This is a genomic window from Microbacterium xerophyticum (genome assembly GCF_053543555.1).
Genome location: NZ_JBLVOB010000004.1, coordinates 150,539 through 176,286, shown reverse-complemented (window position 1 = coordinate 176,286; position 25,748 = coordinate 150,539). Strand labels below are relative to the sequence as shown.

The window sequence follows — 25,748 nt, the reverse complement described above, 5'->3', positions numbered from 1 at the left end:
CTGGGGCGGCTGCCATGCCGCCCCAGAGCTTCCACTTGCCGCTTCTCGAAAAGAAACACTCACGCATGCCATCGCACGACATCATCACCGCCGTCCCCCTCGCCTTCGACGAGAGCGGCGCGCTCGACCTCGCCGGCAGTCGGGCGATACTCGAGTACGTCGCAGGATCGGGGGTGCAGGGGGCGCTCGTCCTCGGCACCACCGGAGAGTTCCCGGCGCTTTCGATACAGGAGCGCAATGATGTAGCGGCGCTGTCTGTCGAAATACTGCGAGGCATGCGCGTGATTGTGCACGTCGGGGCTGCGAGCCGGTACGAGGTGTCGCAGTTGGTCAGCGGTGCACGCGATGCGGGGGCGACGGAGATTGCGGTGCTCACGCCGTACTACCTCCCCGCGCCGCCTGAAGAGGTCTTCGACTTCTTCAGCGAAGTGGTTGACGAAGCGGCAGGACTCGATGTCTACGTCTACATGTTCGAAGCGCGAACCGGCATCCCGGTCGATGAGGAGCTCATCGTCCGGCTTGCCGAGCTGACCGGTGTCGTCGGGGTAAAGGTCAGCGGGGAATCGCTCGACCTCATCTCATCGTTCCGCAATCGGCTTCCTGAGGGGTTTCGCATCTACACCGGCTCTGACGGCGACTTTGCCCGGGCCGGCCATGCGGGCGCCGACGGTGTGATCTCTGGCGTGGCGTCAGCATTCGCGCGTCCGTTCACCGAGATGCGCGAAGCGCTGATCGTCAGTGACGAGAGACGCGTGACCGAACTTCAGGCGGACATCAACGAAGTCGTCGAGGCGGTGAACGGATCCCCCGCGCGGATGCGCTCCGTCCACCGACTCGCCGGGCGTCCGGTCGGCGGGCGGCGCATGCCGATCCCCGAACCGGATGCTGCGGTACTCGCGCGGTTGGAACGCGCGATACCGCGATTCCACTGAAAAGCGGTGTCCGCTCAACGCGGCGCCGCGAGACGAAGGAGAAGCAATGTTGCACTCAGTAGTCCCATTCCGGCGGCGATCCATCGCTGCCGGCGCTCTATTCGGCGCGGCCGTGCTGGTCGCTGCATTTGCGGCGGGTCCGGCCATGGCCGATGTGGAGGAACCTCCCGTCGCGGTCATCGACGGTCTCATCGACACGAGCGACCTCAATGCCCTCGGGCTGCCGCAGGCCGAGAATGCCGAGACCATCACCGTCTTCTCGCCCGGCGATGACGATCTGAAGTTCAACCACGGTACTGTGCTGATGCCTTTCAAGGGCAGGCTGTATGCGCAGTGGCAGAGTTCCGAGCGCGACGAGGACGCGCCAGAGACCATCGTCCGGTACAGCGTCAGCGACCACAATGGAGAGAAGTGGTCGGATCCGATCGATCTGACTGCGCCGAGGACGGACGGGTACACCTCGAACGGCGGCTGGTGGACCGACGGCGAGACACTCGTCGCCTACCTCAACGTGTGGCCAGCCGACCTGTCGCCTCGCGGCGGGTACACGCTGTACGTGTCGAGCACGGACGGCGTCAATTGGACAGAGCCGGCACACGTCACCGACCAGAACGGCGACCCGGTTCTTGGGATCATCGAGCAGGATGTGAAATCGCTGCCGAGCGGTCGCGTCCTCACCGCGTTCCACGTCCAGCCAGGGCTGCAGGTCAAGCCCTACTACACGGACGACCCGCTCGGTGTGACGGGATGGACACAGGGTGAATTCGAGAATCAGGAGTACCTCCCTGACGAGATGTCCCGAGAGCTCGAACCGAGCTGGCATGTTCGGGAAGACGGCGACGTCGTGATGACGTTTCGCGATCAGGGTGGAAGCAGCATGTTCAAGCTGGCAGCGGTCAGCGCGGACGACGGCGAAACGTGGTCGCAGTCGGTCGTGACGGACATTCCTGATTCCCGCACCAAGCAGAGCGCGGGGAACCTTCCGGACGGCACGGCATATCTGGTGGGAAGCCTGACCGGCACGAAGACACGTCACCCGCTGGTGATAGTGCTGAGCGCTGATGGAGAGACCTTCACCGATGGCTTCGTGCTGCGGGACTCGAACGACCTCCAGCCGTTGCGGTACGAGGGGAAGTCCAAGAACCTCGGATACAGCTATCAGAAGAGCGTCGTCTGGGGTGAGTTCCTCTACGTTTCGTATGGCACGAACAAGGAGGACGTCGAGTACACGCGCGTGCCGATCGAGGACCTCTCGATGCGTGATGTGCCGGGTGCACCGGAACGACCCTCAGCCGATGCGAGTGCGCGATCGCTCACCGTCAACTGGGCAGCACCGTCAGACTCCGGGGATGCGGGAGTCATCGGCTACGTGATCGAGGCGACCGCTCGATCCGGGCAGACGGCGACGGTCGAAGTCGCCGGTGAGGCGATGTCCACGACACTTTCAGGGGTGCGTCCGGGGCGTTACAGCGTGACGGTGACCGCCGTCAATGCGTACGGCTCCGGTGAGAGATCCGCACCCTCGGACTGGGTGACGGTGACTGGCAAGCAGCGCTGACCACGACGTGCGGCCCGGCTCCCTGCTGAGGACGCCGGGCTGCGCAGTGCTCGCGACTGACCGTACTGCCGATGGCCGCGGAGTATGTGGTAACGTTGCCACAATCCACCCGGTCGCACCTGCAGTTCGATGTGCGTGCGAGCGGCGCAGACACACGAAGGAGTGCAGGTTTGACTGACACCATCGGCGTCGGAGTCGCCGGCTTCTGGCATGTTCACGCCAAAGACTACGCGCGCGAGGTCAGCGAGCATCCCGGTACGAGACTCGTCGCCACGTGGGACGAGGACCGTGACCGGGGCGGTGACGGCGCGAAGCACTGGGGGATGGAGCAGGCGGACAGCCTCGATGTGCTTCTGGCCCATCCGGATGTCGACGCCATCACCGTGACGACCGCGACCAACGAACACACCGACGTGATCGGGCGGGCCATCGCTGCGGGCAAGCACGTCTTCACGGAGAAGATGCTCGCCCCGACCGTAGCCGAGTCGGAGGAGCTCGTCGCCGCCGCCCGCGCAAACGGTGTCGCACTCGTCGTCTCGTTACCGAGGCTCTCCGAACCGCTGATCACGACAGCATCCGCTCTGATCGATGACGGCGCACTCGGCGACGTGACGTACGCGCGCGTGCGCATGGCGCATGACGGCTGGCTCGGCGGCTGGCTGCCCGAACGCTTCGCCGACCCGATCGCTGCGATCGGCGGCGCATTCGCCGACCTCGGATGCCACCCCGCCTACCTCGTGCAGCGCTTTCTCGGTGCGCGCCCCAGCACGATCGTCGCTTCGTACGGGAACGTCACCGATCGCGCCGTCGAAGACAACGCCGTGGTCGTCGCCCGCTATGCCGACGGCGCTCTGGGCGTCGCCGAGGCGAGTTTCGTCACGACCCCCGGTGCCTTCGCGCTGGAACTTCGCGGAACAGAAGCCTCGCTGCTGTTCGGCTTCGGGCGTGAAGAGCTGCTCGGGAAGGGCGGAAGGCTCGGCGACGACTGGAGGCCTGTACCGCTCGACTCCGGTGCGGCGACTCCGTTCGATCTCTGGGTGAATGCGATCCGCGGTGGGGACGACCCCTCCGACAACCATCAGGCCGCGATCGATCTCACGCGTTTCGTGGTGGCGGCCAACACCGCGGCGGCGTCCGGCACGGCCGCCATCGAACAGAAAGGGCACGCATGACGAACCTCGCTGAGGACAGAATCCGGATCGGGCTCATCGGGGCGGGAGGCATCGCCGGCGCGCACGTCGCCGGGTACCGGCTCAACGCCGAGACCGTCGTGTTCGCGGCCATCGCCGACCCCGTGCCGGAGAACGCCGAGAAGCGCCGAGGCGACGACCCGGATGTGCGCGTGTACGCGGACTATCGCGACATGATCGCGGCTGGCGGGCTGGATGCCGTCGACATCTGCCTTCCGCATCACCTGCATGCCGAGGCCGTGATCGCGGCGGCGGATGCCGGGCTGCATGTGCTCTGCGAGAAGCCGCTGTGCCTGACGCTCGACGAAGCAGCAGCCATCGCAGCGGCGGTCGAGCGCAACGGGGTGACTGTCATGTGCGCGCACAACCAGTTGTTCCTGCCGGCGGTCGCCGCGGCGAAGGAGCTCGTGGACAGCGGGGCGCTCGGCCGCGTGTACGAGGTGCGCACGACCGACAGCTTCTACAACGACTTCACGATCGAGAGCATGGGCTGGCGTGCTCATGCCGCAACGGCGGGAGGCGGTGAGCTCATCGACACCGGCTATCACCCGCTCTACCTGCTGCAGTACCTCGCGGACGGCACCCCTGTCGAGGTCGGTGCGATGCTCTCGCGTCATCGCCTGGACTTCATGGAAGGTGAGGACTCGGCCCAGGTGCTCGTGCGCTATGACAACGGCGTGGTCGGCCATGTGACCACGAGCTGGGCCTACCAGCCCGCTGTCGGCACCGAGAAGTTCTCGCTTGTCGGTGAGAAGGGTTCGCTCAGCTCCGACGGCACGACGCTCGTATCTCGAGTGCGTGGTGAGGAGCCGGTGACCGTGGCTTTCGAGCCGGTGCACGAGTTCGCCGCCGAGGTGGCGCACTTCGCCGAATGCTTGCGCGAGGGACGCCGTCCGATCCAGACACACGTCGAGGGGATCGATGTGCTCGGCGTCATCCTCGCCGCCTACGAGTCGGCCCAGAGCAGGGCGATCACCGCCGTGCACAACGCGGCACGCGTGCGCACCGCCTGAAGCCACGCCTATGGGTGCCGCCGCTCAGGCGGCTGAGCGCGCGTCAACCGCCAAGGTGTCGACGATGATGCGGGTGAGATCCGCGCTGCACTCGAACTGCGGCCAGTGGCCCGCAGGCAGATCGACCAGCGTCACATCGCGGATGCGCGTCAGCTCAGTGGCCGGATCGCCGGCCTCCGCCATCCACCGACGCACATCATCAGAGGTGTACTCCGAGGCGATCACGGTCGCCGGTACGTCGAAGCGCCGTTCATCCGTCAGCCGCTGCGGGGTGTCGATGCCCTGCCCGTCGCCCGTGCGCTGGCGCTCGCGCAGCGCCGCGAGCGCGTCGTCGACCGCGCAACGCCGAGCGATCTCGGCTGTGTCATGGTGGGAGTCGGCGGTGAAGCCGGTGAGGACGTAGGTGCCGTCGGCGCTGGGCAGGCCACCGACGTGGAACGCGCGCGCGACCCGATCGGGGCGTCGATTGACGGCAGCATGAACCAGGCCACACGCCGCGGCGTGGCCGACCAGCGCCGCGGATCCGCCCATCTGGTCGATCGTGTTCACGATGAGCGCGACGTGGTCGGCGAGCATCACGCCGGAACGGTCGGCGGTGCGAGAGGTCAGACCGCGCAGCGTCAGAGGGTGGGGCACATGACCCGCTTTTCTGAGTCGGTCGGACACCTCCTGCCATGACGAGCTGTCGAGCCACAGGCCGGGCACCAGAATGACGTCCATCACGCCTCCTTCGGGGTCGATCATCATCCTGCGCAGGAGAAGGAAGCGCGCCGAGGGGCTTGACAGCGAAGCGTTCCCGTCAGTCCGGTTCGCCGGCTGCGATCGCGTCCTCGCAGCCGAGCAGCAGCACGCCTGCGCTCCAGGCATGAGACAGGGTCAGCAGCATGCCCTTCGGCTGGAAGCACTCGGTCTGGTAGTAGCGCTCGGTGACCATGCCGCGGTACGCGTTGAAGTCGCCGTCGAAGCGTGCGACGAACTGCCGGAAGCACGCAAGGGACTCCAGCGCCCGCTCGCGAAAGTGCGCGTCACTCGTCACCTCAGCCAGCCGCAGCATCTCGCGCGTCATCACGAGCCCGTACGCATGCAGGTGCTGGTTGGAGGGCGACGCCTGATCGGCACCTCGAGTCCCGAAGTCGAAGATCCCGAGCATCGACGTCGCAGGAAAGACGACGTCGTACGTGTAGCGGAACGACAGCGCGAATTCGGCCGCGCGCCGGGCGAGATCGAGCCAGCGGGATTCGCCGGTCGCGTCGTAGAGCGCCACATACGCCATCACGGCGACGTAGCCGTCTTCGCTGGTGCCGGCCAGATCGACGTCCTCCGGAGCACCGTGCAGGTCCTCGTCGAGCACCAGCCGCGCGTACCAGTCGCCTGCGCGCACGGCCGCGGGAAGATACCGCTCGTCCCACTCTGCGGCCTCGGCCAGCGCTCCGACCCAGGCGAGGCCCGCCGAACCGTCCCACACCAGGACCTCGCCTGTCTCCGCATGGTGGATGCTGCCGAGATTGCCGTCTGCGCGCTGACGCGTCACGACGGCGTCGAGGTTGGATGCTGCGGCGTGCCGCCAATCGTCACGCTCGGTCAGCGCCACCGCACGCACGAGAAACTGCGTCGCCTCGCCGAGTGAGCGCCCGTGCAGGCCGCGACGGTGCGAAGTCCAGCTCTGCGTCCAGCCGCTCCCGCGATACCAGACGCCCCAGAACGTACCGCTCGGCGACAGCTCGGCCGTGCAGAAGTCGATCACGCGCTCCGCGGCCTGCCGCAGTGCCGTGTCCTCCGTGCGGGCCGCGTGGCGCAGCATCGCATAGGCCCAGGGGATACCGGAGACCCACCCGACGTGCATCGCCTGCCGATCGACGGACTTGCCGTCGCGGCCGGACACCTCACGGTCAAAGCCCACCGTCTCCAACAGCACCCCGGGATCCGGGTCGTAGTGCCATCGGTGCAGACCTTCCGCACTCAATGCGGCGGCGCTCGGAACGTCCATCCACGGGCGAAGCGGAGCGGACGGCGCGGATGCCGCATGCAACTCGCGCAGGACGCGCGCGTAGTCGTGACGGTCGTCCGAGAGTTCATGCACGCGCACGACGATCTCGACGGTCTCGCCGGCCTCGAAGACGTGATGCAGTACCTCGGGCTCGCGCGGCGCCGCATCGCCGTAGTACGTGACGGGGAACTCGCGGGCCGGGAAGGTCACGCTGAGAACGGCGTCGCCGCCATGCAGGGCGAAGCCGAGACCGGTGAGACCGAGAGCGGTCACGGGCGGTGCAGACAGTGCGACGCCGTGGCGTGCAGGATCCGGCCAGACGAACGCCACAGGGGTCGCCGCGCGGTCGGAGCGGAAGTGCCATTCGTCGCTGACGAACGCGTCGGCATCCGAGGCGGGGTGCGCTTCGAACCGCGGATACGGCCGGTCGTTCCCGGCCGGCCGGTTGTCGCCGTAGAACAGTCCGGGGATCAGCCACCACGGCTCCACAGCATCCGCGATCCTGACCGACAGGCGCACTGCCGCCGCCATGGGGCTCGTGCCCAGGTATCGTACGCAGACGCGGCGGACCTCGCCGTCGGCGTGCACGTCGATCCGGAACAGCGCCGCATCGGCGTCCAGGATCTCGGGCTCGAGGATTCCGGCGGCCAGCGGGCGACCCGGATCGGGAGCGCTCACGCCGGTTGCTCGCCCAACGGCCACTCCAGCAGGTCGACCTCGACGATATCGGCATCCGGATCGAGCGGAACGCGGAATGTGCGCACCTGGTGCGGCCGGAACTCGCCCTCGATCGTGCGGTCGACGAACGGCAGCTCCAGCCGGGCGTTCACAGCCCGCCCCGTGGTCTCGACAGCACGCACGACGATGTCGGCCGGGCCGGCATCCGGGACGTCTTCACTGCCCTTGACTGCCGTGATCATCACGGCTTCCGATCCGTCGTCGGCGAAACTGTTGCGCGCCGGAAGGTCGCCGGAATGGAACGACTCCTGCTGTGCGCGCACCGGTGCACCGAGCACCGCCGCGCGCCGAGTGGGTTGCGCGGTGCGCCAGTCGCCCGCGTGCGGGATGAGTTCGAGGCTGAAGCGCTGGATGCCCTGGTCCTGGAAGGAGTAGATCCCCTCGGGGTCGAGCAGGCGCGGGTCGTGCCACGAGTACACCGGGCTGCGCACGGCGGTGATGCCGATGCTCGAAGTCTCGAGTCCGGCGGATCCGGCCGGTGAGACGTCCCAGCCGTGCTTGGTGGTGGCCACCACGGTCAGACCGGCCGGGGCGCCGTCGACCGTTCCGGTGAGGTCGACCCACGACTGGGCCGGCTCCTCAGCGCCGTCGACCGGCCGTTCGATCGTGCCGTAGGGGATCTCGTAGGTGGCGGACGGGTTGTCGAGCCCGACCGGGAAGCGGAGCTTGAGCAGATGAGCCTTCTCGCGCCAGTCGATCGTGACCTCGACCCTGACTTCGCGCGCATCGTGGTCGAGGAGATACTCCTCGATGAGCGTGCTCGCACCCCACGATCGCTCGACGCGCACTCGCGAACGGAGCGGACCGGTCTCGCGCACCACGATGCGGTCGAGCGTCATCGCAGCACCTGGCCACGCGTACGAGATCACACGGTGGCCCCACGTGTCGGTCGGGTCGTCGCAGACTGCCGTGCGCGGCTGTCCTTTCGTGCCGTGCAGCGGGTCGAGTCCGGTCGCCTTGTCGCGCAACGAGATGACATCGCCGGTGCGGGGGTCGAGTTCGACCCGTAGGTGCGCGTTCTCGATGACGGTGCCGTCGGCTGAGACGGACAGCGAAGAAGGCTGCGGGATCGCGGGCCCGGGGAGCAGCCGGTACAGCGCATAACCGAACGCCGGCACGTCGGCGCGGAACGTGACAGCGCCGCGACCGCGGTCGCCGGTGGTCGCGGTCGACTGCGTCGCCTGCGAGAACACCTCGACACCGTCGTGATCCACCACCCTGACGCCGTGCGGCTGCACGCCGAACTGAAAATCGACGTCGGTGGAGACTGGCCACGGATGCGGGTTGAACACGACGATCGGCTGCGTCGCGGCATCCATCGGGATGTCGATCCGGCGCGCGATCCGGTTGTGCGCGCGGGTGATGATGCGCTTCGAGATCGCGACGGCCTCGCCGAGCTGGTCGCGCGCATCGTCGTATGAGGGCTCGATCGCGGAGCCGGGGAGGACGTCGTGGAACTGGTTGAAGAGGATCTGCTTCCACGCGCGCTCGAGGTCCTCGCGCGGGTAGTCCTCGGCACCGAGGACCACATCGACCGCAGCCCAGCGCTCGGCGGAGAGCACAGCGTGCTGCGCCCTGCGCTGCCACGCCTTGATGCCCGAGTGCGCCGAGTAGCAGCCCGGCGCGTGGTGCTGCAGGTCGTCGCGGCGGACAACCAGGTTGTCGAGGAAGCCCTCGCCGCGGCTGAGCATCTCGTCGAAGTACACGCGCGGTGACGACATCGCCATCCTCCCGAAGGTTCCCATCCGGTCATAACGGTGGATCGAGTCGATGTTGGCCTTCGTCGGCCCGCCGCCGTGGTTGCCGACACCGTAGAAGACCATCATCTCTCCGAGAGTGCGGTCCAGCTGGCCGAGAGCTTTCTCGGTCTGACCGGAGACGTCTCCGGGCGGGCTGCAGTATTCGAAGGGGATTCGGTAGGCGAGCACCCGGGAGCCGTCGGCGGACTCCCAGTGGAAGAGCGTCTCCTCGAGATCGCCTTCGTGCGGGCCGGGGCGCATGAAGCAGTACGAGTCCATCCGGTGCCCCTGCAGGATCTGCGGGATACTCGCGCTGTGACCGAACGGGTCGACGTTCATGCCGACCGTCGAGATTTTCCCGAACCGGGAATGGAGATAGCGCTGACCGTAGAGGCCCTGGCGCGCGAACGACTCGCCCATGGGCATGTTGCAGTCCGGTTCGACCCACCAGCCGCCGACGTTGACCCAGCGACCCTCGGCGACGCGCAGGGCGATGCGTGCGAACATCTGCGGATCCTGCTCTTCGACCCATGACAGCAGCACGATCTGATCGCAGGTGAAGATGAAGTCGGGGTACTCGTCCATCCGGTCGAGTGCGCTCGCGAAGGTGGCGCGCGCCTCCTGATAGCCCTCCTGCCACGGCCACAGCCACACCGGGTCGAGGTGCGCGTTGCCGATCATATGCAGCGTGCGATCCGGCGTCGCGACAGGGCGAGCCGCCGGGATGAGGTCGCCGGGCTGCGCGCCGGAGGGGGCGTTCGCGATCGGTGCGCGTTTGGCTGGCGTGCTCACGAAAGGTCCTCTCCGGCTGCCCAGGCATCCAGGATCTCGGAAAGCGCGTGCAGAAGGAAGGTGTGCAGCTCCTGGATCCGCGGGGTCTCATCGGAGGGCGCGAGGAGCGCATGATCTGCCAGGTCCAGCGACGGACCGCCGTCGCCGCCGGCGAAGAGCAGCGTGGTGGCGCCGTTGGCCCGGGCGGCGGTGAGCCCGCGGACGATGTTCTCCGAACGCCCCGAGGTGGTGAACGCGGCGACGACGTCGGCCGGATGAGCGAGAGCCTCCACCTGACGAGAGAAGATCTCCTCGAAGGCGTAGTCGTTGGCGATGCAGGTCGACACCGTGGCGTCGGTCGTCAGGGTCACGGCGGGCAGCGGTCGCCGGTCTCGCCGGTAGTGCCCGATGACCTCGCCGGTGAAGTGCTGAGCGTCGGCGGCGCTGCCGCCGTTGCCGAACGTGTAGAGGGTGCCGCCGCGCTCGAACGCATCGATGAGCATGTCGCCCACCTCGCGAACTCTCGGGAGCAGTGCTTCTGCGCCTTCAGCGGTGCGGATGTGCGCGGTGAGCTGGTTGTCGAGCCAATCAGACACGGGTGGTCTCCATGAGGTCGAGGGCGAGGACTCCGGCGCCGACGACGCAGACCTCATCGCCGAGGGCGGCGAGGGTCACTGTCGCGCGTGCTGCCGGCGCCATGGCGGTCGTGCGTACGATGTGGCGCACAGGATCCAGCAGCTGCGCACCGGAGCGGGTCACGCCACCGCCGAGGACGACGACGTGCGGTTCGAAGAGATTCACGAGGTCGGTGACCGCCTGCCCGAGCAGGTCGGTGGTCTCGTTCCACAGGTCACCGGCGAGCGGATCGCCGGCGGCGGCCGCGGCGGAGACATGCTCGGCACGCATCACCGGCAGCTTGCGCAGCGATGAGTCGCGATCGGATGCCGCGAGCAGGGCAGCGGCGCGTGCAGCGATGGAGCTGCCGGAGGCGTAGGCCTCGAGGCAGCCGCGGCGGCCGCACAGGCAGTCGCGACCGCCGGGCCGAACGGTGATGTGGCCGAACTCGCCGCCGTTGCCCGCGGCGCCGCGATGCAACCGGCCGTCGATGATCGATCCGCCTCCGACGCCGGTCGAGAGCGTGAGGTACAGGGCGATGTCGGCGCCTTGCGCCGCGCCGAAGCGGTGTTCGCCGAGCACAGCGGCCGTCGCGTCGTTCTCCACGACGGTCGGCACTCCGAACTCGTGCTGGGCCATCGCGACGATCGGGATGTCGATCCAGCCGGGCAGGTGCAGCGGGTGGGTGAGCACTCCGGCGGCCGCATCGAGCGGACCGCCGCAGCTGATGCCGACGGCGAGCGGCTCTCCAAGGCCGGCATCCGCGATGCTGCGCCTTCCCATGTCGAACAGGTGCGTTATGACTGCATCCGGTCCTCGGTGCTTCTCAGTCGGCTCTGAGAGGAAGGCGTGGGTGCGACCGTCAGGAGTCACCATCGCCACGGCGAGCTTGGTCCCGCCGATATCGAGCGCGAGCACGCCCCGCCTGGTTGCCATTCATTCCTCCGGCCTGTGCGACATGTTCTGCGCACAATGTGACATCGTTCCCACATCATAGCAACGCGACGAATCGTCGCAACAGCCGATCAGGGGTTTTCGTGCGGGAGAGGCCAGTTCTTCAGGTCTGCCGTGAGTTGCTCGAGGTACTCGGGTGGTCCGGCCTCCGCGAACCAAAGCCAGAGTTCGGCCGCATGGATCGGCACCCAAGCCGCCGCGGTCGCGAGCTCGATCCCGTACGCATCGACGATGATCTCGAACGAGCGCGGGTCCTTACGCGCCGCACCCCACGCCGCGCGCGACACTTCTCGGATCGGATCGCCGAAGTGCGCGGCCTCCCAGTCGATCACGGCCGTGATCGTGCGATCGATCGCGAGGACATTGCCGTCTGTCCAGTCTCCGTGACAGAAGACGGGTTCGTGAGCTTCGGGGATCGCCAGCGGCAGCGGCGGGCCACCGGCATCCCGGTAGTGACGAACGATCGCTTCGTCATCGGGTGCGGGCGGCAATCCGTGCGGAGGCAGCACCTCGTGCAGGCGGCGCAGCAGCGTCACAGAGGCACGCAGCCTGTCGAGCCGGGTGTCGGCATCCATGCTGTCCAGCCGCTCACCGGGCATCAACGTCATGAGAATCGAGCCGGGTTCGACCTTCACCAGCTCGGGAACCGGAAGATCAGTGCCTGCGAGAGAAGTCATGGCCAGCACCTCGGCGTCGTGACGCACCGGGTCAGATATCCGCTTCTCGACGAGGCTGCGTCCGCCGTGCTTCACCAGACGGACGTGACCGCCCGCTCCCTGCAACATCCGTCCAGTCTGCACGGGCGCCGCCGGGTCAGTCCAGGGGAGCCGCGATCGAACCGCGATCGACGAACACGGTGGGCATCACGATCGTGCGCACCGGGGCGTGCGGCGACTCGATGCGTTCGAGCAGCGCACGAAGTGCGGCGGCGCCGAGCGCGCCTGGATCCTGCACCCTGGTGGAGACGCCGGGATGGACCATGCTCATCCACGGGGCCTCGTCGAAGCCCGCGATACTCACGTCTTCGGGGATGCGAAGTCCGAGTTCGGATGCCGCGCGCCAGGATCCCTCGGCGAGCACGTTGTTCGCGGCGAAGACCGCCGTGGGTCGGTCGGGTCGGGAGAGGATCCGCAGTGCGGCATCCTTGGCCTCGTCGGCATCCCATCCGGCCTGCACGATGAGCGACTCGTCGAGACGTACCTTCCGCGCCTCGAAGGCGTCGATGTAGCCGCGCTGGCGCTCTTCACCGGTCGTCCACTCGGTCTCGTCGATCAACAGCGCGATGCGCTGGTGGCCTGCCTTGAGCAGTCTCGTGGTCGTGTCGCGCGCCGCGGCGCGGTTGTCGACGACGACCGCGTCGGTCGCCTCGGCGTCGAAGCGCCGGTCGACCTCGATCAGCGGCACGCCGATCCTGCCGAGGTATTCGCTGAGCTGAGCGGTGACGGGAGTGGCGATGACACCTGAGACTCGCGAGCCGACGAGCGTCTCGGCGGCGGCGAGCTCATCCTTCTCGTCTCCCCGGAGATCGACGAGCACCACGGTGCGCCCGTGCGCCCGCGCTTCCTCACCGATGCCTGAGGCGAGCTCCGCGTAGAAGACGTTGCGCAGGTCCGAGACGAGCAGCCCGACCGAGCGGCTGGTGCGCTGTTTGAGGCTGCGCGCGGTCACATCGACGACGTAGCCGATCTCCTTCGCGACGGCTTGCACGCGCTCGCGCACCTCAGGCGCCGCGTAGCCGTTGCCGGAGAGCGCACGTGACGCGGTGGACCGCGAGACGCCGGCCGCAGAGGCGACCTCTCTGATGGTCGGGCGCACCACCGGCTGACGTCGCTGCTCGCTCATGCGTGGGCGTCCCGAACGTCGAGCAGGGCTTCCGCGTGCTGGCCGAGACGCAGCGATCCGATCGTGACGTCGATCGCGACGCGCTGCCGCCTGCCCGCCGAGGACGGTGTCACGGTAAGTTGCACGGATGCCTCCTCGCTGGGTCCGAGGTCGAGATCGATCTCGGACCGGGACGAGCGCCAGCCTACCGGCAACACCATCCGGACCCTGGTCGCTGCGCGCTCGCCGAGCGGGTTGCGCACACGCACCGAGTATTCCGTCTCGGTGCCGACCACAGCTTCTCCGCGGTAGGGCGTGATGCGCGCCGCCTGTCCGTCCGGGCCTATCGAGACCTCCTCGAGCGGCAGCAGTCGCTCGTGCAGATCATCGACGAGTCGCCCCGACTCGTCGAGATAGTCGAGGTACGCCGCGTCCGCCCAACGCGGCTCCCAGTGGCCACTCGCCATCAGGCCCGGCCCGAGGCGGCGGTACAGCGCGGCGCTTCGGGAGTAGTCGCCCAGGCGGAACAGGTTGCGGTACTGATAGTTCATGATGTCCCGACGGCCGTCGCGACCCCCCAGGCCCTCCTGCTGGTCGCCGGTGAAGACGACGACGAGGTCGTCGATCTCCAGCGAGTACGCCACGGCGTAGAGCGTGTGCCCCGGCTGCGCATGGGCGGTGAACGTGTACTCGTTCCAGGTGAAGGGTTCATCGAGCGGCAGCACCCGGTCGGCGGAGATCGGGTCGTACCACTGGCACGGCAGATCTTCGAGCCACGGGTCGGCCATGGTCGGCGCCACGTTCTCGGGGATCCACAGCTCGGTGCCCTCGACGTCGCGCAGCAGCGGCATGCCGGCGATGTGGTCGTCGTGATAGTGGGTCGGAAGGGCGACGGTGATGCGCGTCACGCCGTGGTTGCGACGAAGGGCGGGCAGTGAGGCGAGCCAGGGCCGGCGGGCTGCGCGCTCCTGGCTGGGGACGAGGCCGGTCGTCATGTCGTATCCGTAGTCGATGATCAGGGCCTCACCCGTCTCGGACAGCACGACGTAGGAGCACGACATCGACGTGCGATTCATGAGCAGGTGGGGCGAGAGTGCGACGTACGGGTCGTCCAGACGTGCGAGTAGATCCCAAGGGTAGGAGCGCCGGGAGTCGACGTACTCCTGCATCGTGTCGGCAAGCTGCTCGAGCGCTGCCGGTGCGTCTTCCATCACGTCGCCGTGCGAAGGGGCGAGTCGGGTGACGCCTTCACGTGCCAGCATCCGCGCACTGAGCACGGTCATCCCCGGCCCTCGTTCTGCGTGTACGCCACTGCGTCGCCGCGAGCGACCACACCTTGCCTGGGGCGTAGATGAGGTCTCCGGTGAACGCGATGACATCGCCGTCGCGTGCGAGTAGATAACTCACGGAGCCGATCGTGTGACCGGGAGTGGGGAGGACATGCACGCTGACGGCGGCGACGCTGAGCTCGCGGTACTCGGGTACGACGGCGTGCACGGGCACCGAGCTGAGCAGTGAGAAGCGGTCCTGGCGCAGGTTGTAGTCGTTGTCGAGCGGGCGCCCCTCCCACATCGTCTCGACGTGGTCGAACAGTTCGCGCTCCACCGGTGGGACGTGGATGCGCGCTCCGTGCTCGACTGCCAGGGGGAGCCCCTGGCCCTGGTCGCGATGATGGTGCGTCATGAGCACATCGGTGATGCGGCGGATGCGGAGATCGTCGAGGTGCTCGAGCGCGAGGCCGGAACCGAAGTCGATGGCCACGGCGTCGCGCTCGTCTCCCGGGTCGTCTGGATCGACGATGAGATACACCTGACAGGTGTCGGCGATCCGCCACACACCCCGTGCGATCTCCGTCGCCGTCATCTCAGCGTCTCCCGATACCGATCCCACAGCCGCCCCACTTCGGCGAGATGCTCGATGTCGATCGGCTCGTCGCCTTCGCCGACGCGCTCCAGGTAGTAGAGCGCAGGAACACCGTACTGCCCCTGCGACCTGGCGTAATCGAGCCACTCTTCACGGTTCGGCATCGGCCACTGGTCCGTGTCGACCGGATGCTCCGGAAGCGTCGCCGCGACGATCTCGTGCCGCGCGCGCAGCTGGGCGGCGACCGACACCGGCTCACCGGCGGTGTCGTGCTCGAGCACGTCGTTGGTGCGGATCATGTCGGAGATGCCGCCGAACGCCGGATGCACGGTGTGCGTGATGATGAGTGCGTCATCCTTGATGCCGGTCGCCGTCGCATGTAGACGCCCGACGAGCCGGTGCAGTGCGGCGATGCCCCAGACGCCGTCGCTGTCGGGAGCGGAGTGCAGCATTGTGCCGCTCGGGGTGCGCTGCGTGAAGTCGACCTTGAAACCGTCGGCGTCGAGCCCGTCGGCCGACAGCAGTCGTTCGACGACCGCGTCGAGCCGCGCCAGGTAGGCGGGGCTCCCTGGGTCGACCGCGACAGGCCGGCCGGCGGCATCCGTCACGCATTCATCGACGGGAAGACCGGCCGGATCCCACGCCTTCCACCACAGCAGCACGCGGCGTCCCTCTGCATGCTGCTTGGCGATCCAGCCGCGCATGTCCGGCCAGGCGTCGGTGTCCGGCTCCGCCGTGCCGTAGTGCTTCTGCCAGCGGTCATCGATGACGATGGTCCCTGGATCGAGTGATGCGGCCTGGAGGGTGCCGAGGAACTCGTCGTAGATCTCCTGCCGGCACAGGTCCGGTGCCGGCGCACCACCGCGGGCGACCTGCGCACCCCAACCGCAGAAGATCGGTTCGAGCCACCACGGTCGCACCTGCTTCGTCGAGGCGGGTGCGCATCCGGTGTCGACGAGGTCGGCGCGGTAGTCGGCCAACGCGGCGGCGGGTGCATCGACCGGCCGCAGCACGACGGTCGGCGAGCGCCATGTGCCGCTGACGGGGGTGTGGCCCTCGAACGCCAGGCGCAGCAGTGCGCCGTCGTCGACCGGATCGAAGCGCATGGTGGTGAATCGCAGCTGTTCCACTGGCGCGCGCAGCCACGCAGCGAGCCAGGGGCCTTCGCCGGGGGCGAACGCATCGGTGGCGGGTGCGCGGCCGAACGCCAGCAGAAGGGGCGGCGGGGAGAAGATGCCGTTCAGCCGGCCGGGGTCGGCGTCGCCCACCACCCCGAGCGATGCGGCCGACCAGATCGGGCGCACGAAGGCGACGGGTTCGGTCGGGCTCGGCACATAGAGGGAGCGCGCATCGAAACCGGATCGGAAGGTGCCGCTCGCGCCGGTCGGCAGTATGCCGTCGCCGCCGAGGATCGTGACGTCGGTGAGTTCGCCGCTACCCGTGACGATCATGGTGATCTCGACCGAGTCTGCCGTGCAGCGCAGTTCGAGAGCATGCTCCTGCCAGACCGGTGATTCCGTGTGCACACTGACGACGATCGCATTCGGCTCGGTGCGCACCTGCGGCTCAGCGATCTGCATGGCCTCGTCGTGCGCGGTACGCGTGTGTGCGCTCGACAGCGCGCTCAACCGCATCCACCGGTCGCCGTCGGCGCCGGCGAATTCGAAGTAGGGGGAGCGGGTGATCCCGTTCGGTCCGGTTCGCCAGGAGAGGGAGTAGGTCGCCCCCTTGATCGTGGGTCGATCAGGATCGCTCGTCAGCGAGGGAGCAGAACTCATGTCTCCAGGTTATATGACAACGTTCCCAGGATCGAGTAGCGTGCCACTGTGCGCGATGATGACACCGACTTCTTCGACCTGCAATTGGTCCCCCGCCCGCAGCGCGGCGAACTCCGCGGCGGCGGTCGTCCTGTGACGGAGGTGATCTCCGACATCGTCGAAGTTCGGCAGCCGGGCGTCGCGCCCGAGGGATATAGCGTCGAAGTGCGGGGCGGTCGTGCCACCGTGCGCGCCGCTGACGCGCGTGGATTCCGGTACGCCAGAGTCACGTTGGATGAACTCGCGCGACTTCACGATGGGCAGGTGCCGGACATCTCGATCGATGATGCGCCGGTGCTCGCGCGACGAGGGATCATCGAGGGGTTCTACGGCGAGCCGTGGTCGCACGCCGAGCGTCTCGCCGCGCTGGCTTTCGCGGGGCGGTTGAAGCTCAACTCCTATGTGTACGCACCGAAGGATGATCCGCTCCACCGCGAGCGGTGGCGCGAGCCGTACCCTCCGGATGACCTGACGAGGCTCGTCGAGCTCGCCGAAGAAGGGGCGGAGCATGGCGTCGACGTCGTGGTGGGGTTGCATCCGGCGGGATCGATGGTTTTCGCGGACGATGCCGAGCATGAGCGTCTCGCGGCCAAGGCACGGCAACTGCTCGATGCCGGCATTCCCGACGTAGCCCTGCTCTTCGATGACGTGCCGCCGACGCCAGTGCACGAGCGGGACACGGAGCGGTTCGGCGAAGGCGGCGCTGCGTTGGGTGATGCGCACGCCCTCACGATCAGACGGTCTCAGGATGCTGTGGGTTCGCGCCTCTCCGGGGAGCACCTTCTGGTGGTGCCGATGGACTATGCCGGGACGGCGGCGTCGGAGTATCGCACCGCGTTCGCGGCCGGACTGCCCGATAATGCGCTGGTCTGGTGGACGGGTGCCGACACCGTCGTGGGCGAGATCACCCGGCTGGACATCGACGCCGCGGCTGAGGTATTCGGGGATCGGCTGCTTCTGTGGGACAACTTCCCGGTGAACGACTTCGATCGACGGCGCGCGTTCCTCGGACCGCTGCTCGGACGCACGACGGACCTCGCCGGGTCAGCCCTGCACGGCGCGTGGTCGAACCCGATGGTCGAGTATGCGCCGGGTGGGTTCGGCATCGCCTCGTTCGCCGACTGGGCGTGGAACCCCGCAGGCTATGTCTCCTCCAGATCTGCGCGGGCTTCGCTGCGGGTCGTGGCGGGTTCGCAGGCGCAGGCACTGGCGCCGCTGGTGCGGACGCTGTCTTCGTGGCCGCCGTCGGCGCCGATGGACCAGTCGCTCGCTGATGCGGCGGATCGGGCGCTCGAATCGGCTTCGAACGCGGCCGAACTGCGGATGCGTCTGGAGCAGTGGCAGGTGCTCGCTGACGTCGACACATCGGCGGAGCCGGCTCGCTCATTGGAGCCGTGGCTGCGTGCTGCGGCGGACATGGCGGCGGCGGGCCTGATCGCGCTGGACCTGGACGAGGGACGGCCGGGAACGACAGCGGCGGATGCTGAGGCTGCGCTGACCCGCGCAGAGGCGCACAAGGCCACGGTCGGCGTCGATGTGATGCCGAAGTTCGTGCGTCAGGTGCTTGAGCGCTCCCGCTCCTGATCAATGGAACGGGCACCGCGACGGTGCCCCGGCTGCTCGCACCCGGCCACCGGAGGCGGGCTTCGTGGGCAGGCGCCGACGGTTCACACCGAGGCCCTTGCCGGAGATCGTCACCCGGGGATCGCTCATGGCGGCTATGGCGGCGGCGAGTCCGGCGATCGCGAGCTTCTCGCCGGGGCAGCGATGGCCGCTCGCGACATCTGCGCCACCGTGGGGGACGAACACCCCGAGCGCTTCATAATCCTCGACGCCCACGAAACGGTCGGGGTTGAACTCTTCCGGTGACGCCCACGAACGGGCATCCGTGTTCGTGCCGAGGATGTCGAGCACCACTCGACCGCCCGCCGGGACGCGCTCGCCGTCGAGCTCGACATCTTGGAGGGCCCATCCCGGCAGCATCGGTACGAACGGGGCGGAGCGTCGGATCTCCTGGGCGAACGCCGTGGCGAGAACGCCGCCGACCAGCACGCCACGTTCTTCGGTCTCGGAGGCGATGCGCGCGCGCAATTCGGGACCATCGTGCAGCTCCTTCGCGGCGAAGGCGACGAAGCGCGCGACAGCGATCATCGGGCGGATGCTGTTCTGCAGCTCGATGCCCGCGAGGCGGGCCGGCAGCAGTGCGCCATCGCGGTCCCGGTGCCACGACCACTCGTACAACGCCGTGCCGGCCTCGGCCGAGAGCGTGCTCGCACGAACGGCCTCGACAAGCCTCTCGGCGTGCCGGTCCGACCAGCCCCTGTTCAGCCAGGCGAGCACGAATCCGGGGGAGTAGGGCGCTCCGAAACCGTCGACGATCTGCGCGAGCCTCGCTGCCCACCTCGTCTTCGCGGCGGGAGTGCCTGGCAGCCCCGCCCATCTCATGATCGACCTTCCGAACGCGCTGACCGCCGCATCGTAGGCGGAGCGTCCGCTGGTGCCGTCTGCCCAGGCGTCGAGCTCCGCGTGCCACTCGCGCTCCAGAAGCGGCACCAGCCGTTCGACCTCCGCGTCCTCATAGGCGACATCGACGAACGTCGCCTTGCGATGGTGGTGTTCTTCACCGTCCAGGCTGTGCACCGACCCGTGTCCGAAGAGCGTCTCCTGCACGATCGCGGGCATGGCGCCGTGGCGCGCGATGAGACGTTCGTCGTAGAAGAGCTCTACGCCTTCCGCGCCGCGCACGAGGATCGCTTCGTCTCCGAGCAGTCGCATGGGCGCCGACCTCGCACCTGCCCGCACCCTGCGCCAGATATGCGCACCGAAGTCGTAGCCGCGGGTGAGGATGGAGACCGAGTCATCGCGAAGAAGATTGCTCATGCCGCAACGGTGCAGGAAGCAGAACCGAAGTTCCAGGGGGAGGCGCGGTTCGATCCTTTGTGCTAGACGAGTGAGTCCGATCGGGTCGGGTGGTGCGCGCCCCGCCAGTCCACCGGGCTGCTGGTCGCCGTGATCACGGAACTCGCCCGCGATACTCCGATATCCATGGGAACCCACAGAGCATCGGAGTAGAAATGAGGTCTCAACTCCACAACTATGAACGAATGTCTGAGGCCAGTAGTTCAATGTATTTATGAACATTTCGACGATGACTTCACCGGTGCTGAACGCACTGCTTGAAGATGTCGTCACGACGCTCTCATCCGTGGACCAGACGATCAATCAGTTGATGGCAACGAAGTCGGCGCTGTTGGCGACGGCCTCCCGCATCGCCGATGATGAGCCGTTCGACTCCGTCGATTCGCGGGAGATGTCGCAGCGCGCGATCGCGACCGAGATCGGCGCCGCGCTGCGGTTGAGCGATCGCACGATCGAGTCGCATATGGGCACCGCCGCGATGCTTCAGGAGCGCTTCCCTGCGACGGCGGCATCGTTCGGCGCGGGTCACATCTCGCAGGCGCATGTGCGGGTCATCATGGATGCCGGCGAGCAGATCGAGGATGCTGAGAACAGGGCGCGTTACGAAGCGATTGTGGTCGCGCGCGCCGAGGCTGAGTCCCCGAACAGGCTGCGTCCGTTCGCCGCGCAGACGGCCGAACTCTTCCGGGAGACCTCGTTCACCGAGCGGCATCGCGAAGCGCGCGAGAAGCGCGGAGCGTGGGTGCGCGGGCGCGACGACGGCATGAGCGAACTCACCCTGTTCGGACCGAGCGCGATCGTCAACGGCATGCACGACAGGGCGACGCAGATGGGCCTGAAGGTCAAGGCCGAGAACGCGCGGCTCGCGAAGGAATGCGGTGGTGCTGCGGCGGATGCTGGGGCAGACGATTTCGCAGACGAGAGGTCGATGAATCAACTGCGGTTCGATCTGCTCGCCGACCTGATCCTCACGGGCACCCCGACCGGCCATGAGACCGAAGACGGACTGCTCGGAGAGATCCGCGCGCACATCGACATCACGGTCCCGGCGCTGAGCCTGACCGACCCCGACGCGATCGCTTCTCCCGCGCATCTGGAGGGCGTCGGCCCGGTCGATCCTGCGACCGCGCGGATCCTGGTCGGCAACGCTCCCGGTTTCGATCGAGTCTTCACGCATCCGGCGTCGGGGATGGTGCTCGGAGTCGACAGGTATCGCCCCTCGTCCGAGATGCGTCGGTATCTGCGAGCCAGAGATCGGCGCTGCAGGTTCCCCGGATGCCGACTGGTGGCAAGGCTGTGCGACGACGATCACACGATCGATCACGCGCACGGTGGTGCGACGACCGTCGCCAATCTGGCCGATTTCTGCCGCCGACATCACGTGACGAAGCATCAGACGCCCTGGAAAGTCCGACAACTCGGCGGTGGCGTGCTGGAATGGACCAGCCCCACCGGCAGGATCTACGTCGATCGCCCACCCGGCGTCGCCACCTACGTCACCCTCGCCGACGTCGCCGACCGCATGCCATCCGAAGCGCCGTTCTGAGCAGTGATCTCGCACACGACGCCGCGCCGCTCGCGCTCGGCCAGGGACGACGTGCGCGCGGGGTGCGCGAGCACCGGATGCAGTGCCTGCTGCACCTCGCGCAGCATCCGCCACAGCCGAGGAGACGTGAGAGACGTGTGCCTGGTCGTCACCAGGAACAACTCTGATCCGACCACCTCGACGCTCCAGCGGCGCGGCAGCATCGACCAGACTCCCGCCGCCGTGGCGTCGGCGAAGCGTCCGGATTGACGCAGGGTGAACACCGCCCAGGTCCAGCGGGTCTTCATCTCCTTGTTGTCCGCTCCGCCGATGTCGACCCGTTCGATGTGCTGCGCGACCTCGAACCCCTTCGTCCCGGGAACGCCGAACCATGCGACGGCATCCTGATGATCCGATCGCACGAAGAAGCTCGCTGCGCGGCGCTCTCCCGCGGGCTCGACCGCGAACTGCATCCCGTATGCGAACGCGAACCGCTCCAGTCGTCGCATCCGCCGACCGCTCACCATGAGAACCCGAACCAGCCGTGCTTCGCGAGCACGACTTCCCGGGTGCTGCCGTCGCTCGCGACGATGACGACTGTCGCGGTGATCGGCACGTTGAGGCTCGGCAACGGACCCCGGATGAATCTCTGCACGACCACCACCGCTCCACCGTCGGGCGCGTTGCGCGCCTGCGTCACACCCCAGTCGGCGGGATTCGTCCCGAGCACCTCACCCGATGCCGTGTCGACCACCGAGATCGCCCTGTCGTCGTCTCGCGCACTCGCATCGTGCTCGACGACGGCGAAGCCGGGCGCCTCGCCGAGAGGCGCCGGGGTGCTCTCGCCACCCGGGAACACATCATCATGCCACTGCGCGGTCGGACACGCCCCGACCTGTGGCTCGTTCATGACTGACTCCGCCACGAATCCGCCCGCGACGAAAGTCTGGGAGCCCACCGCGACAGACGTTCCCTCCTCGTCTCCGCGCGACAGCAGCTTCCCTGGTGTGCCGGGGGCCGCTCCAGCCGGCAGCCCGAATCCGAGCGAGCCATCGTCGGTCGGCACCCGGTCTATCAGCACCGGCTCAGGCACCGCGGTGAAGTACGCCTGCCCACCACGTTCGAGCACGCATCCCCACGTGGCATCCGTGCGGGAGTCGACCTCCACGGCGACGAGTGTGTCGAGCATGATCGCGCGCACCCGACCACTTTCCGGGCGCAGCATGATCGCGTTCTCCCTGGGGCTGTGGATGATCTCGGCCTGGAACGCTTCGAAGTCGCCCAGCCCGGCGATATCCGCAGCGCGCGCGACGACCGATCCATCAGTGAGATCGATCACGATCAGGTCGATGGCGTCCCGCAGATACGCGTATTCATCGCCGGCGGCGAGCACGGCTGGGACGTCTGCTGTATCGCTGACGCCGCGATCCCAGACGCTCTCGCCCGTGGCGAGGTCGATGGCGACCACCCTGGCGTGCTGTTGCCAGGGGAGGAAGAAAGAAAAGCCGCCGTACCCGTGATCCGCGTAGGAGACGATCGCGACATCCCTCCCGTCGACCTCGGCGAACGCGATCCCCTGGCCGACCTCAGCGGCTGTGCTGATCAGCGGCCCGGGGATCACGAAGAACACCGCGAGGAACGCGATCACGCCGATCGTCGCGGCGACTCTGCCGATCGATGCCACGACGGACCTTATGCGTGAGCGCGTCGTGCGTGTCATCTCCTTCATCTCGCGCCCTCACTGCCCGAAGAAGCCGCGCTCGCCGATGATGCTGGAGCGGATGCCGTCGGCCGTGGCGATCACGAGACGACCGCGATTGTCGTCGCCTCCGGCCAGCATCACGACGTGTCCACGCCCGTCGTCGACGACGAACGAGACCCCGGTCTGCACCTCCACGGAGCCCAACAGCTCCTGCGATGACAAGTCACCGGCCTCGATCGCGTACGGTGCATCACCCCGCGAGGCTGGTTGATAGGTCTGCGTCACGGCGAACCCGTACGGCCATCCGGCAGCGAAGCCTGTGTCGGCGTCGAGGAGCACGTCCACGTCCCATCCGGCCGCAGCCCATGTCGGATCGATCCGACCTCCTCCTGGCACAGGAGCCCGCGACTCCACCTGTTCCCAATACGAAGGATCGAAGGCCGACGGATAGTCATCGTCGATGTTCAGCACGCGGACCCAGCGCTCCACGACGGATGCGTCGGCTGGCTCCGCCTCCAGAGCACCGGCGGGGATGCTGAGCACCGCGCCGTTCGCATCGAGCAGCACCACGCCATTCGCGAGCGCATCCCACGCGTACGCGTCGAACGACGCGATGTAGTCGTCACCGAGCCCGCCGATCTCCGCCTCCCGAGCGACGATCTCGCCGGTTGCAGCATCCAGGATCAGCAGACCCTTCGCGCTGCGGACGTACACGTAGTCCGAGCCCATGCCGAGGACCTCGGCGTCTGTGCCGCCGAACTCGGTCATCAGCATCGTGTCCCAGATGCGATCGCCGGTGACGAGATCGAACGCCTCGGCCTGGGTGCTGAATCCCGCAGCCTCGAGGCGGAAGATGTCGAGATGCCCCATTGTGTCGGCCTTGTAGACGACGACGGCCACGCTGCGCCCGTCGACCTCCCCGGTGGCGATCGTGCCCGCCGGTTCGCTGCGCGCGGGGCCCGAGGCCTGCGCCACCACGACGAACATGCCGGTGACGAGGACGAGGAGCACGGCGACGTAGATCAGCGGAGTGCTCAGTCTCCGCCAGATGCTGCTCGTGTCGCCCGACATGGCATCCTCCTCCGCCTGATCTCAACCTACGAGCGGCCTGCGCTACCGATCACGGGTCGTCGTGCGAGCGAGCTCGTGACCGGCAAGCCGCGCGACGTGCGAGGAGCAATGCGACTCTCTCTTCCACACCGCGGCGGGGCGCCCGGCAGTGCGCCCTTCTCGCGTTCCATTCCGTGATACTGGCGGCTCGCCCCGTCCTCCCGATCACGGAGTCCGCCCCTATCGCGCGCCTACGTTCGCGGGCTTAGGCGCCCATGCCGTCGCCAGCGTCCCCCAGATGATCGGGGAGTGCCGCGGGTCGCCGGTCTGCGTCCAAAGGCGACGCTTCTCCCTCTGCCAGCGCCCCATCGCGGCGACAGGATCAGGGGCCTCGTGCGCCGAGTTCACCGCGATGACGGCCTCGGCTAGCATCCCCTCGGCGCTATCGCCGAGGGTCGAGACGAAGCGCCGCAAGCCCGCTTCGGTAGGAAGCGTCCACCGAGTCGCCGTCACGTACTCGGCACCGCGCGAAGTGAACGCCGCCACGAGCCCGGTCGGCTCGGCGAAGCGCATATCGCTCCCGGAGTCGCACGCGATCAGTGCGACCCTGTTCGGTGCACGCAGCGGCTCGAGACCGGGCGCTCCCAGAGCGATGTCCGCCGCAGAATACGGGCGATGCGGCCCGGTCGGAGGCGTCGACCCTGGCGCATCCGCCCGATCCGACAGATGCATGCGCGCATCCAGCGCATGCGTGGACGACGTGACGTGCCCCACATACATCAGACGCCCCGCATCCCGCACCGCCTCGCCGAGCTCCACCCGGCCCACATCACGCCGCCGGAACGCGGACTCGGGGGCATCCACCGACGGGAGCACGCGACCTCCGAGATCGCGCACCATCTCGGCCAGCGGTGAGCCGGCGTCGACGGGCCCGAGCACGCTGCCCAGCTCGCTCGCCGCCGAGAAGCCGGGAACGACGGGATCCAGCACCGCGACGACGGCAGAGCCCGCGCTCCACGGCGAGACCACCCGCGCTGGATCGTTGCGCAGTGACGCCGGCAACAGCACCGACGCATCGACCATGTCGATGCCGCGCTCGCCGTTCGAGGTGCTCATCAGCTCCCACGGCAACTGAGCCGTCGACGGGGACAGTTGGATGCGCAAGTGCGGGCGCCTCCCCGCGATCTCGAGGGCATTCAGCTCGACGCCGAGCCAGCCAGGGATCAGCGCTGAGGTGAGCAACTCGGCGAGACGCTGCTCGCGTTCGAGATCGAGCAGGACGCCGTCGGTCAGCGCCCGCTTCAGCGCCTGCTCTCCGGTCTCTCCTGGCAACGGCGTGGGCAACGCTCGTGCCAGCTCCTCGAGCGCCGGTGCGACCAGATGCCTTTCGATCGCCGTCATACGCGGCGAATCGAGCTGGTGATCCCAGATCCAGTTGACGAACAGATCCTCGCCGTCCACGTAGCGCAGCCGGGCGACGGGCTGCACGTCGTCCGGCAAGTCGGCCAGCACCGCGGATCCGTCGACCTGCACTCTCTGGGCGGCGGGCCCGAG

21 protein-coding genes are annotated in these 25,748 nt (G+C 67.8%); 6 read left to right on the top strand and 15 right to left on the bottom strand.

From position 1 onward, the window contains the following. Positions 1-65: 65 nt before the first annotated feature. The 4 genes from ACNPNP_RS03435 to ACNPNP_RS03420 all read left to right on the top strand — a co-directional run bounded on the left by ACNPNP_RS03435 (position 66) and on the right by ACNPNP_RS03420 (position 4,693). The gene (locus ACNPNP_RS03435; RefSeq protein ID WP_448964664.1) at positions 66-932 is read left to right on the top strand and encodes a dihydrodipicolinate synthase family protein; all 867 of its coding nucleotides are present in this window, start codon (positions 66-68) and stop codon (positions 930-932) included. Between the two features lie 145 nt (positions 933-1,077). After that, positions 1,078-2,490, top strand: a complete 1,413-nt coding sequence (locus tag ACNPNP_RS03430) for an exo-alpha-sialidase (RefSeq protein ID WP_448964663.1) — start codon at positions 1,078-1,080, stop codon at positions 2,488-2,490. A 170-nt stretch (positions 2,491-2,660) separates the two neighbouring features. Beyond that, positions 2,661-3,662 (top strand): Gfo/Idh/MocA family protein, encoded by a 1,002-nt coding sequence (locus ACNPNP_RS03425; RefSeq protein WP_448964662.1) that lies wholly within the window; start codon positions 2,661-2,663, stop codon positions 3,660-3,662. After that, positions 3,659-4,693: a Gfo/Idh/MocA family protein gene (locus ACNPNP_RS03420; protein ID WP_448964661.1), complete on the top strand. Its 1,035-nt coding sequence runs from the start codon at positions 3,659-3,661 to the stop codon at positions 4,691-4,693. Before ACNPNP_RS03425 ends, ACNPNP_RS03420 begins: the two co-directional genes overlap by 4 nt. Before the next feature lie 24 nt (positions 4,694-4,717). Here ACNPNP_RS03420 and ACNPNP_RS03415 read toward each other — a convergent pair whose 3' ends face one another. From ACNPNP_RS03415 to ACNPNP_RS03370, 10 genes are all read right to left on the bottom strand, one after another. Next, a complete protein-coding gene (locus ACNPNP_RS03415) occupies positions 4,718-5,413 on the bottom strand; it encodes an alpha/beta fold hydrolase (protein WP_448964660.1) in 696 nt (231 codons plus the stop codon). A 79-nt stretch (positions 5,414-5,492) separates the two neighbouring features. Next, a complete protein-coding gene (locus ACNPNP_RS03410; RefSeq protein ID WP_448964659.1) occupies positions 5,493-7,358 on the bottom strand; it encodes a beta-L-arabinofuranosidase domain-containing protein in 1,866 nt (621 codons plus the stop codon). After that, on the bottom strand, positions 7,355-9,949 hold the full coding sequence (locus ACNPNP_RS03405) for an alpha-mannosidase (RefSeq protein ID WP_448964658.1): 2,595 nt from the start codon (positions 9,947-9,949) through the stop codon (positions 7,355-7,357). Before ACNPNP_RS03405 ends, ACNPNP_RS03410 begins: the two co-directional genes overlap by 4 nt. Continuing rightward, positions 9,946-10,524, bottom strand: coding sequence for a D-sedoheptulose-7-phosphate isomerase (locus ACNPNP_RS03400; protein ID WP_448964657.1), 579 nt, complete (start codon positions 10,522-10,524; stop codon positions 9,946-9,948). Before ACNPNP_RS03400 ends, ACNPNP_RS03405 begins: the two co-directional genes overlap by 4 nt. Continuing rightward, on the bottom strand, positions 10,517-11,479 hold the full coding sequence (locus tag ACNPNP_RS03395) for an ROK family protein (protein WP_448964656.1): 963 nt from the start codon (positions 11,477-11,479) through the stop codon (positions 10,517-10,519). Before ACNPNP_RS03395 ends, ACNPNP_RS03400 begins: the two co-directional genes overlap by 8 nt. An 89-nt stretch (positions 11,480-11,568) precedes the next feature. After that, positions 11,569-12,282 carry a phosphotransferase family protein gene (locus ACNPNP_RS03390; RefSeq protein ID WP_448964655.1) on the bottom strand — a complete coding sequence of 238 codons (714 nt, stop codon included), beginning with the start codon at positions 12,280-12,282 and terminating at the stop codon, positions 11,569-11,571. A 28-nt stretch (positions 12,283-12,310) separates the two neighbouring features. Continuing rightward, positions 12,311-13,339: a LacI family DNA-binding transcriptional regulator gene (locus ACNPNP_RS03385; protein WP_448964654.1), complete on the bottom strand. Its 1,029-nt coding sequence runs from the start codon at positions 13,337-13,339 to the stop codon at positions 12,311-12,313. Beyond that, positions 13,336-14,601 (bottom strand): MBL fold metallo-hydrolase, encoded by a 1,266-nt coding sequence (locus tag ACNPNP_RS03380; RefSeq protein WP_448964653.1) that lies wholly within the window; start codon positions 14,599-14,601, stop codon positions 13,336-13,338. Before ACNPNP_RS03380 ends, ACNPNP_RS03385 begins: the two co-directional genes overlap by 4 nt. Further along, positions 14,567-15,181, bottom strand: a complete 615-nt coding sequence (locus ACNPNP_RS03375) for an MBL fold metallo-hydrolase (RefSeq protein ID WP_448964652.1) — start codon at positions 15,179-15,181, stop codon at positions 14,567-14,569. Before ACNPNP_RS03375 ends, ACNPNP_RS03380 begins: the two co-directional genes overlap by 35 nt. Beyond that, the gene (locus ACNPNP_RS03370; RefSeq protein ID WP_448964651.1) at positions 15,178-16,959 is read right to left on the bottom strand and encodes an alpha-galactosidase; all 1,782 of its coding nucleotides are present in this window, start codon (positions 16,957-16,959) and stop codon (positions 15,178-15,180) included. The genes ACNPNP_RS03375 and ACNPNP_RS03370 overlap by 4 nt, the downstream gene beginning before the upstream one ends. 48 nt (positions 16,960-17,007) lie before the next feature. On the opposite strand from ACNPNP_RS03370, the gene ACNPNP_RS03365 reads away from it, so the two are divergent. Then, positions 17,008-18,582 (top strand): beta-N-acetylglucosaminidase domain-containing protein, encoded by a 1,575-nt coding sequence (locus ACNPNP_RS03365; protein ID WP_448964650.1) that lies wholly within the window; start codon positions 17,008-17,010, stop codon positions 18,580-18,582. On the opposite strand, the gene ACNPNP_RS03360 is transcribed toward ACNPNP_RS03365, so the two are convergent. Continuing rightward, positions 18,583-19,878: a cytochrome P450 gene (locus ACNPNP_RS03360; RefSeq protein ID WP_448964649.1), complete on the bottom strand. Its 1,296-nt coding sequence runs from the start codon at positions 19,876-19,878 to the stop codon at positions 18,583-18,585. A 268-nt stretch (positions 19,879-20,146) separates the two neighbouring features. Between ACNPNP_RS03360 and ACNPNP_RS03355 the strand changes: the two genes are divergently transcribed. Next, complete coding sequence (locus tag ACNPNP_RS03355) at positions 20,147-21,463, top strand: HNH endonuclease signature motif containing protein (RefSeq protein WP_448964648.1); 1,317 nt, start codon at positions 20,147-20,149, stop codon at positions 21,461-21,463. On the opposite strand, the gene ACNPNP_RS03350 is transcribed toward ACNPNP_RS03355, so the two are convergent. From ACNPNP_RS03350 to ACNPNP_RS03335, 4 genes are all read right to left on the bottom strand, one after another. Beyond that, a complete protein-coding gene (locus ACNPNP_RS03350) occupies positions 21,409-21,951 on the bottom strand; it encodes a hypothetical protein (protein WP_448964647.1) in 543 nt (180 codons plus the stop codon). The genes ACNPNP_RS03355 and ACNPNP_RS03350 overlap by 55 nt on opposite strands. An 11-nt stretch (positions 21,952-21,962) precedes the next feature. Then, on the bottom strand, positions 21,963-23,162 hold the full coding sequence (locus ACNPNP_RS03345; RefSeq protein ID WP_448964646.1) for a PA2928 family protein: 1,200 nt from the start codon (positions 23,160-23,162) through the stop codon (positions 21,963-21,965). A gap of 18 nt (positions 23,163-23,180) precedes the next feature. Then, positions 23,181-24,215 (bottom strand): PA2928 family protein, encoded by a 1,035-nt coding sequence (locus ACNPNP_RS03340; RefSeq protein WP_448964645.1) that lies wholly within the window; start codon positions 24,213-24,215, stop codon positions 23,181-23,183. 219 nt (positions 24,216-24,434) lie between these two features. Then, positions 24,435-25,706 carry a CHAT domain-containing protein gene (locus tag ACNPNP_RS03335; protein WP_448964644.1) on the bottom strand — a complete coding sequence of 424 codons (1,272 nt, stop codon included), beginning with the start codon at positions 25,704-25,706 and terminating at the stop codon, positions 24,435-24,437. Positions 25,707-25,748: the final 42 nt, after the last annotated feature.

Excerpts from the sequence above, each read along its gene's own strand:
- ACNPNP_RS03350 (WP_448964647.1), bottom strand. The coding sequence starts at position 21,951 with ATGCGACGACTGGAGCGGTTCGCGTTCGCATACGGGATGCAGTTCGCG.
- ACNPNP_RS03390 (WP_448964655.1), bottom strand. The coding sequence starts at position 12,282 with ATGTTGCAGGGAGCGGGCGGTCACGTCCGTCTGGTGAAGCACGGCGGA.
- ACNPNP_RS03430 (WP_448964663.1), top strand. The coding sequence starts at position 1,078 with ATGGCCGATGTGGAGGAACCTCCCGTCGCGGTCATCGACGGTCTCATC.
- ACNPNP_RS03340 (WP_448964645.1), bottom strand. The coding sequence starts at position 24,215 with ATGTCGGGCGACACGAGCAGCATCTGGCGGAGACTGAGCACTCCGCTG.
- ACNPNP_RS03370 (WP_448964651.1), bottom strand. The coding sequence starts at position 16,959 with ATGAGTTCTGCTCCCTCGCTGACGAGCGATCCTGATCGACCCACGATC.
- ACNPNP_RS03435 (WP_448964664.1), top strand. The coding sequence starts at position 66 with ATGCCATCGCACGACATCATCACCGCCGTCCCCCTCGCCTTCGACGAG.
- ACNPNP_RS03415 (WP_448964660.1), bottom strand. The coding sequence starts at position 5,413 with ATGGACGTCATTCTGGTGCCCGGCCTGTGGCTCGACAGCTCGTCATGG.
- ACNPNP_RS03360 (WP_448964649.1), bottom strand. The coding sequence starts at position 19,878 with ATGAGCAATCTTCTTCGCGATGACTCGGTCTCCATCCTCACCCGCGGC.
- ACNPNP_RS03395 (WP_448964656.1), bottom strand. The coding sequence starts at position 11,479 with ATGGCAACCAGGCGGGGCGTGCTCGCGCTCGATATCGGCGGGACCAAG.
- ACNPNP_RS03380 (WP_448964653.1), bottom strand. The coding sequence starts at position 14,601 with ATGACCGTGCTCAGTGCGCGGATGCTGGCACGTGAAGGCGTCACCCGA.
- ACNPNP_RS03420 (WP_448964661.1), top strand. The coding sequence starts at position 3,659 with ATGACGAACCTCGCTGAGGACAGAATCCGGATCGGGCTCATCGGGGCG.
- ACNPNP_RS03345 (WP_448964646.1), bottom strand. The coding sequence starts at position 23,162 with ATGACACGCACGACGCGCTCACGCATAAGGTCCGTCGTGGCATCGATC.
- ACNPNP_RS03385 (WP_448964654.1), bottom strand. The coding sequence starts at position 13,339 with ATGAGCGAGCAGCGACGTCAGCCGGTGGTGCGCCCGACCATCAGAGAG.
- ACNPNP_RS03375 (WP_448964652.1), bottom strand. The coding sequence starts at position 15,181 with ATGACGGCGACGGAGATCGCACGGGGTGTGTGGCGGATCGCCGACACC.
- ACNPNP_RS03355 (WP_448964648.1), top strand. The coding sequence starts at position 20,147 with ATGACTTCACCGGTGCTGAACGCACTGCTTGAAGATGTCGTCACGACG.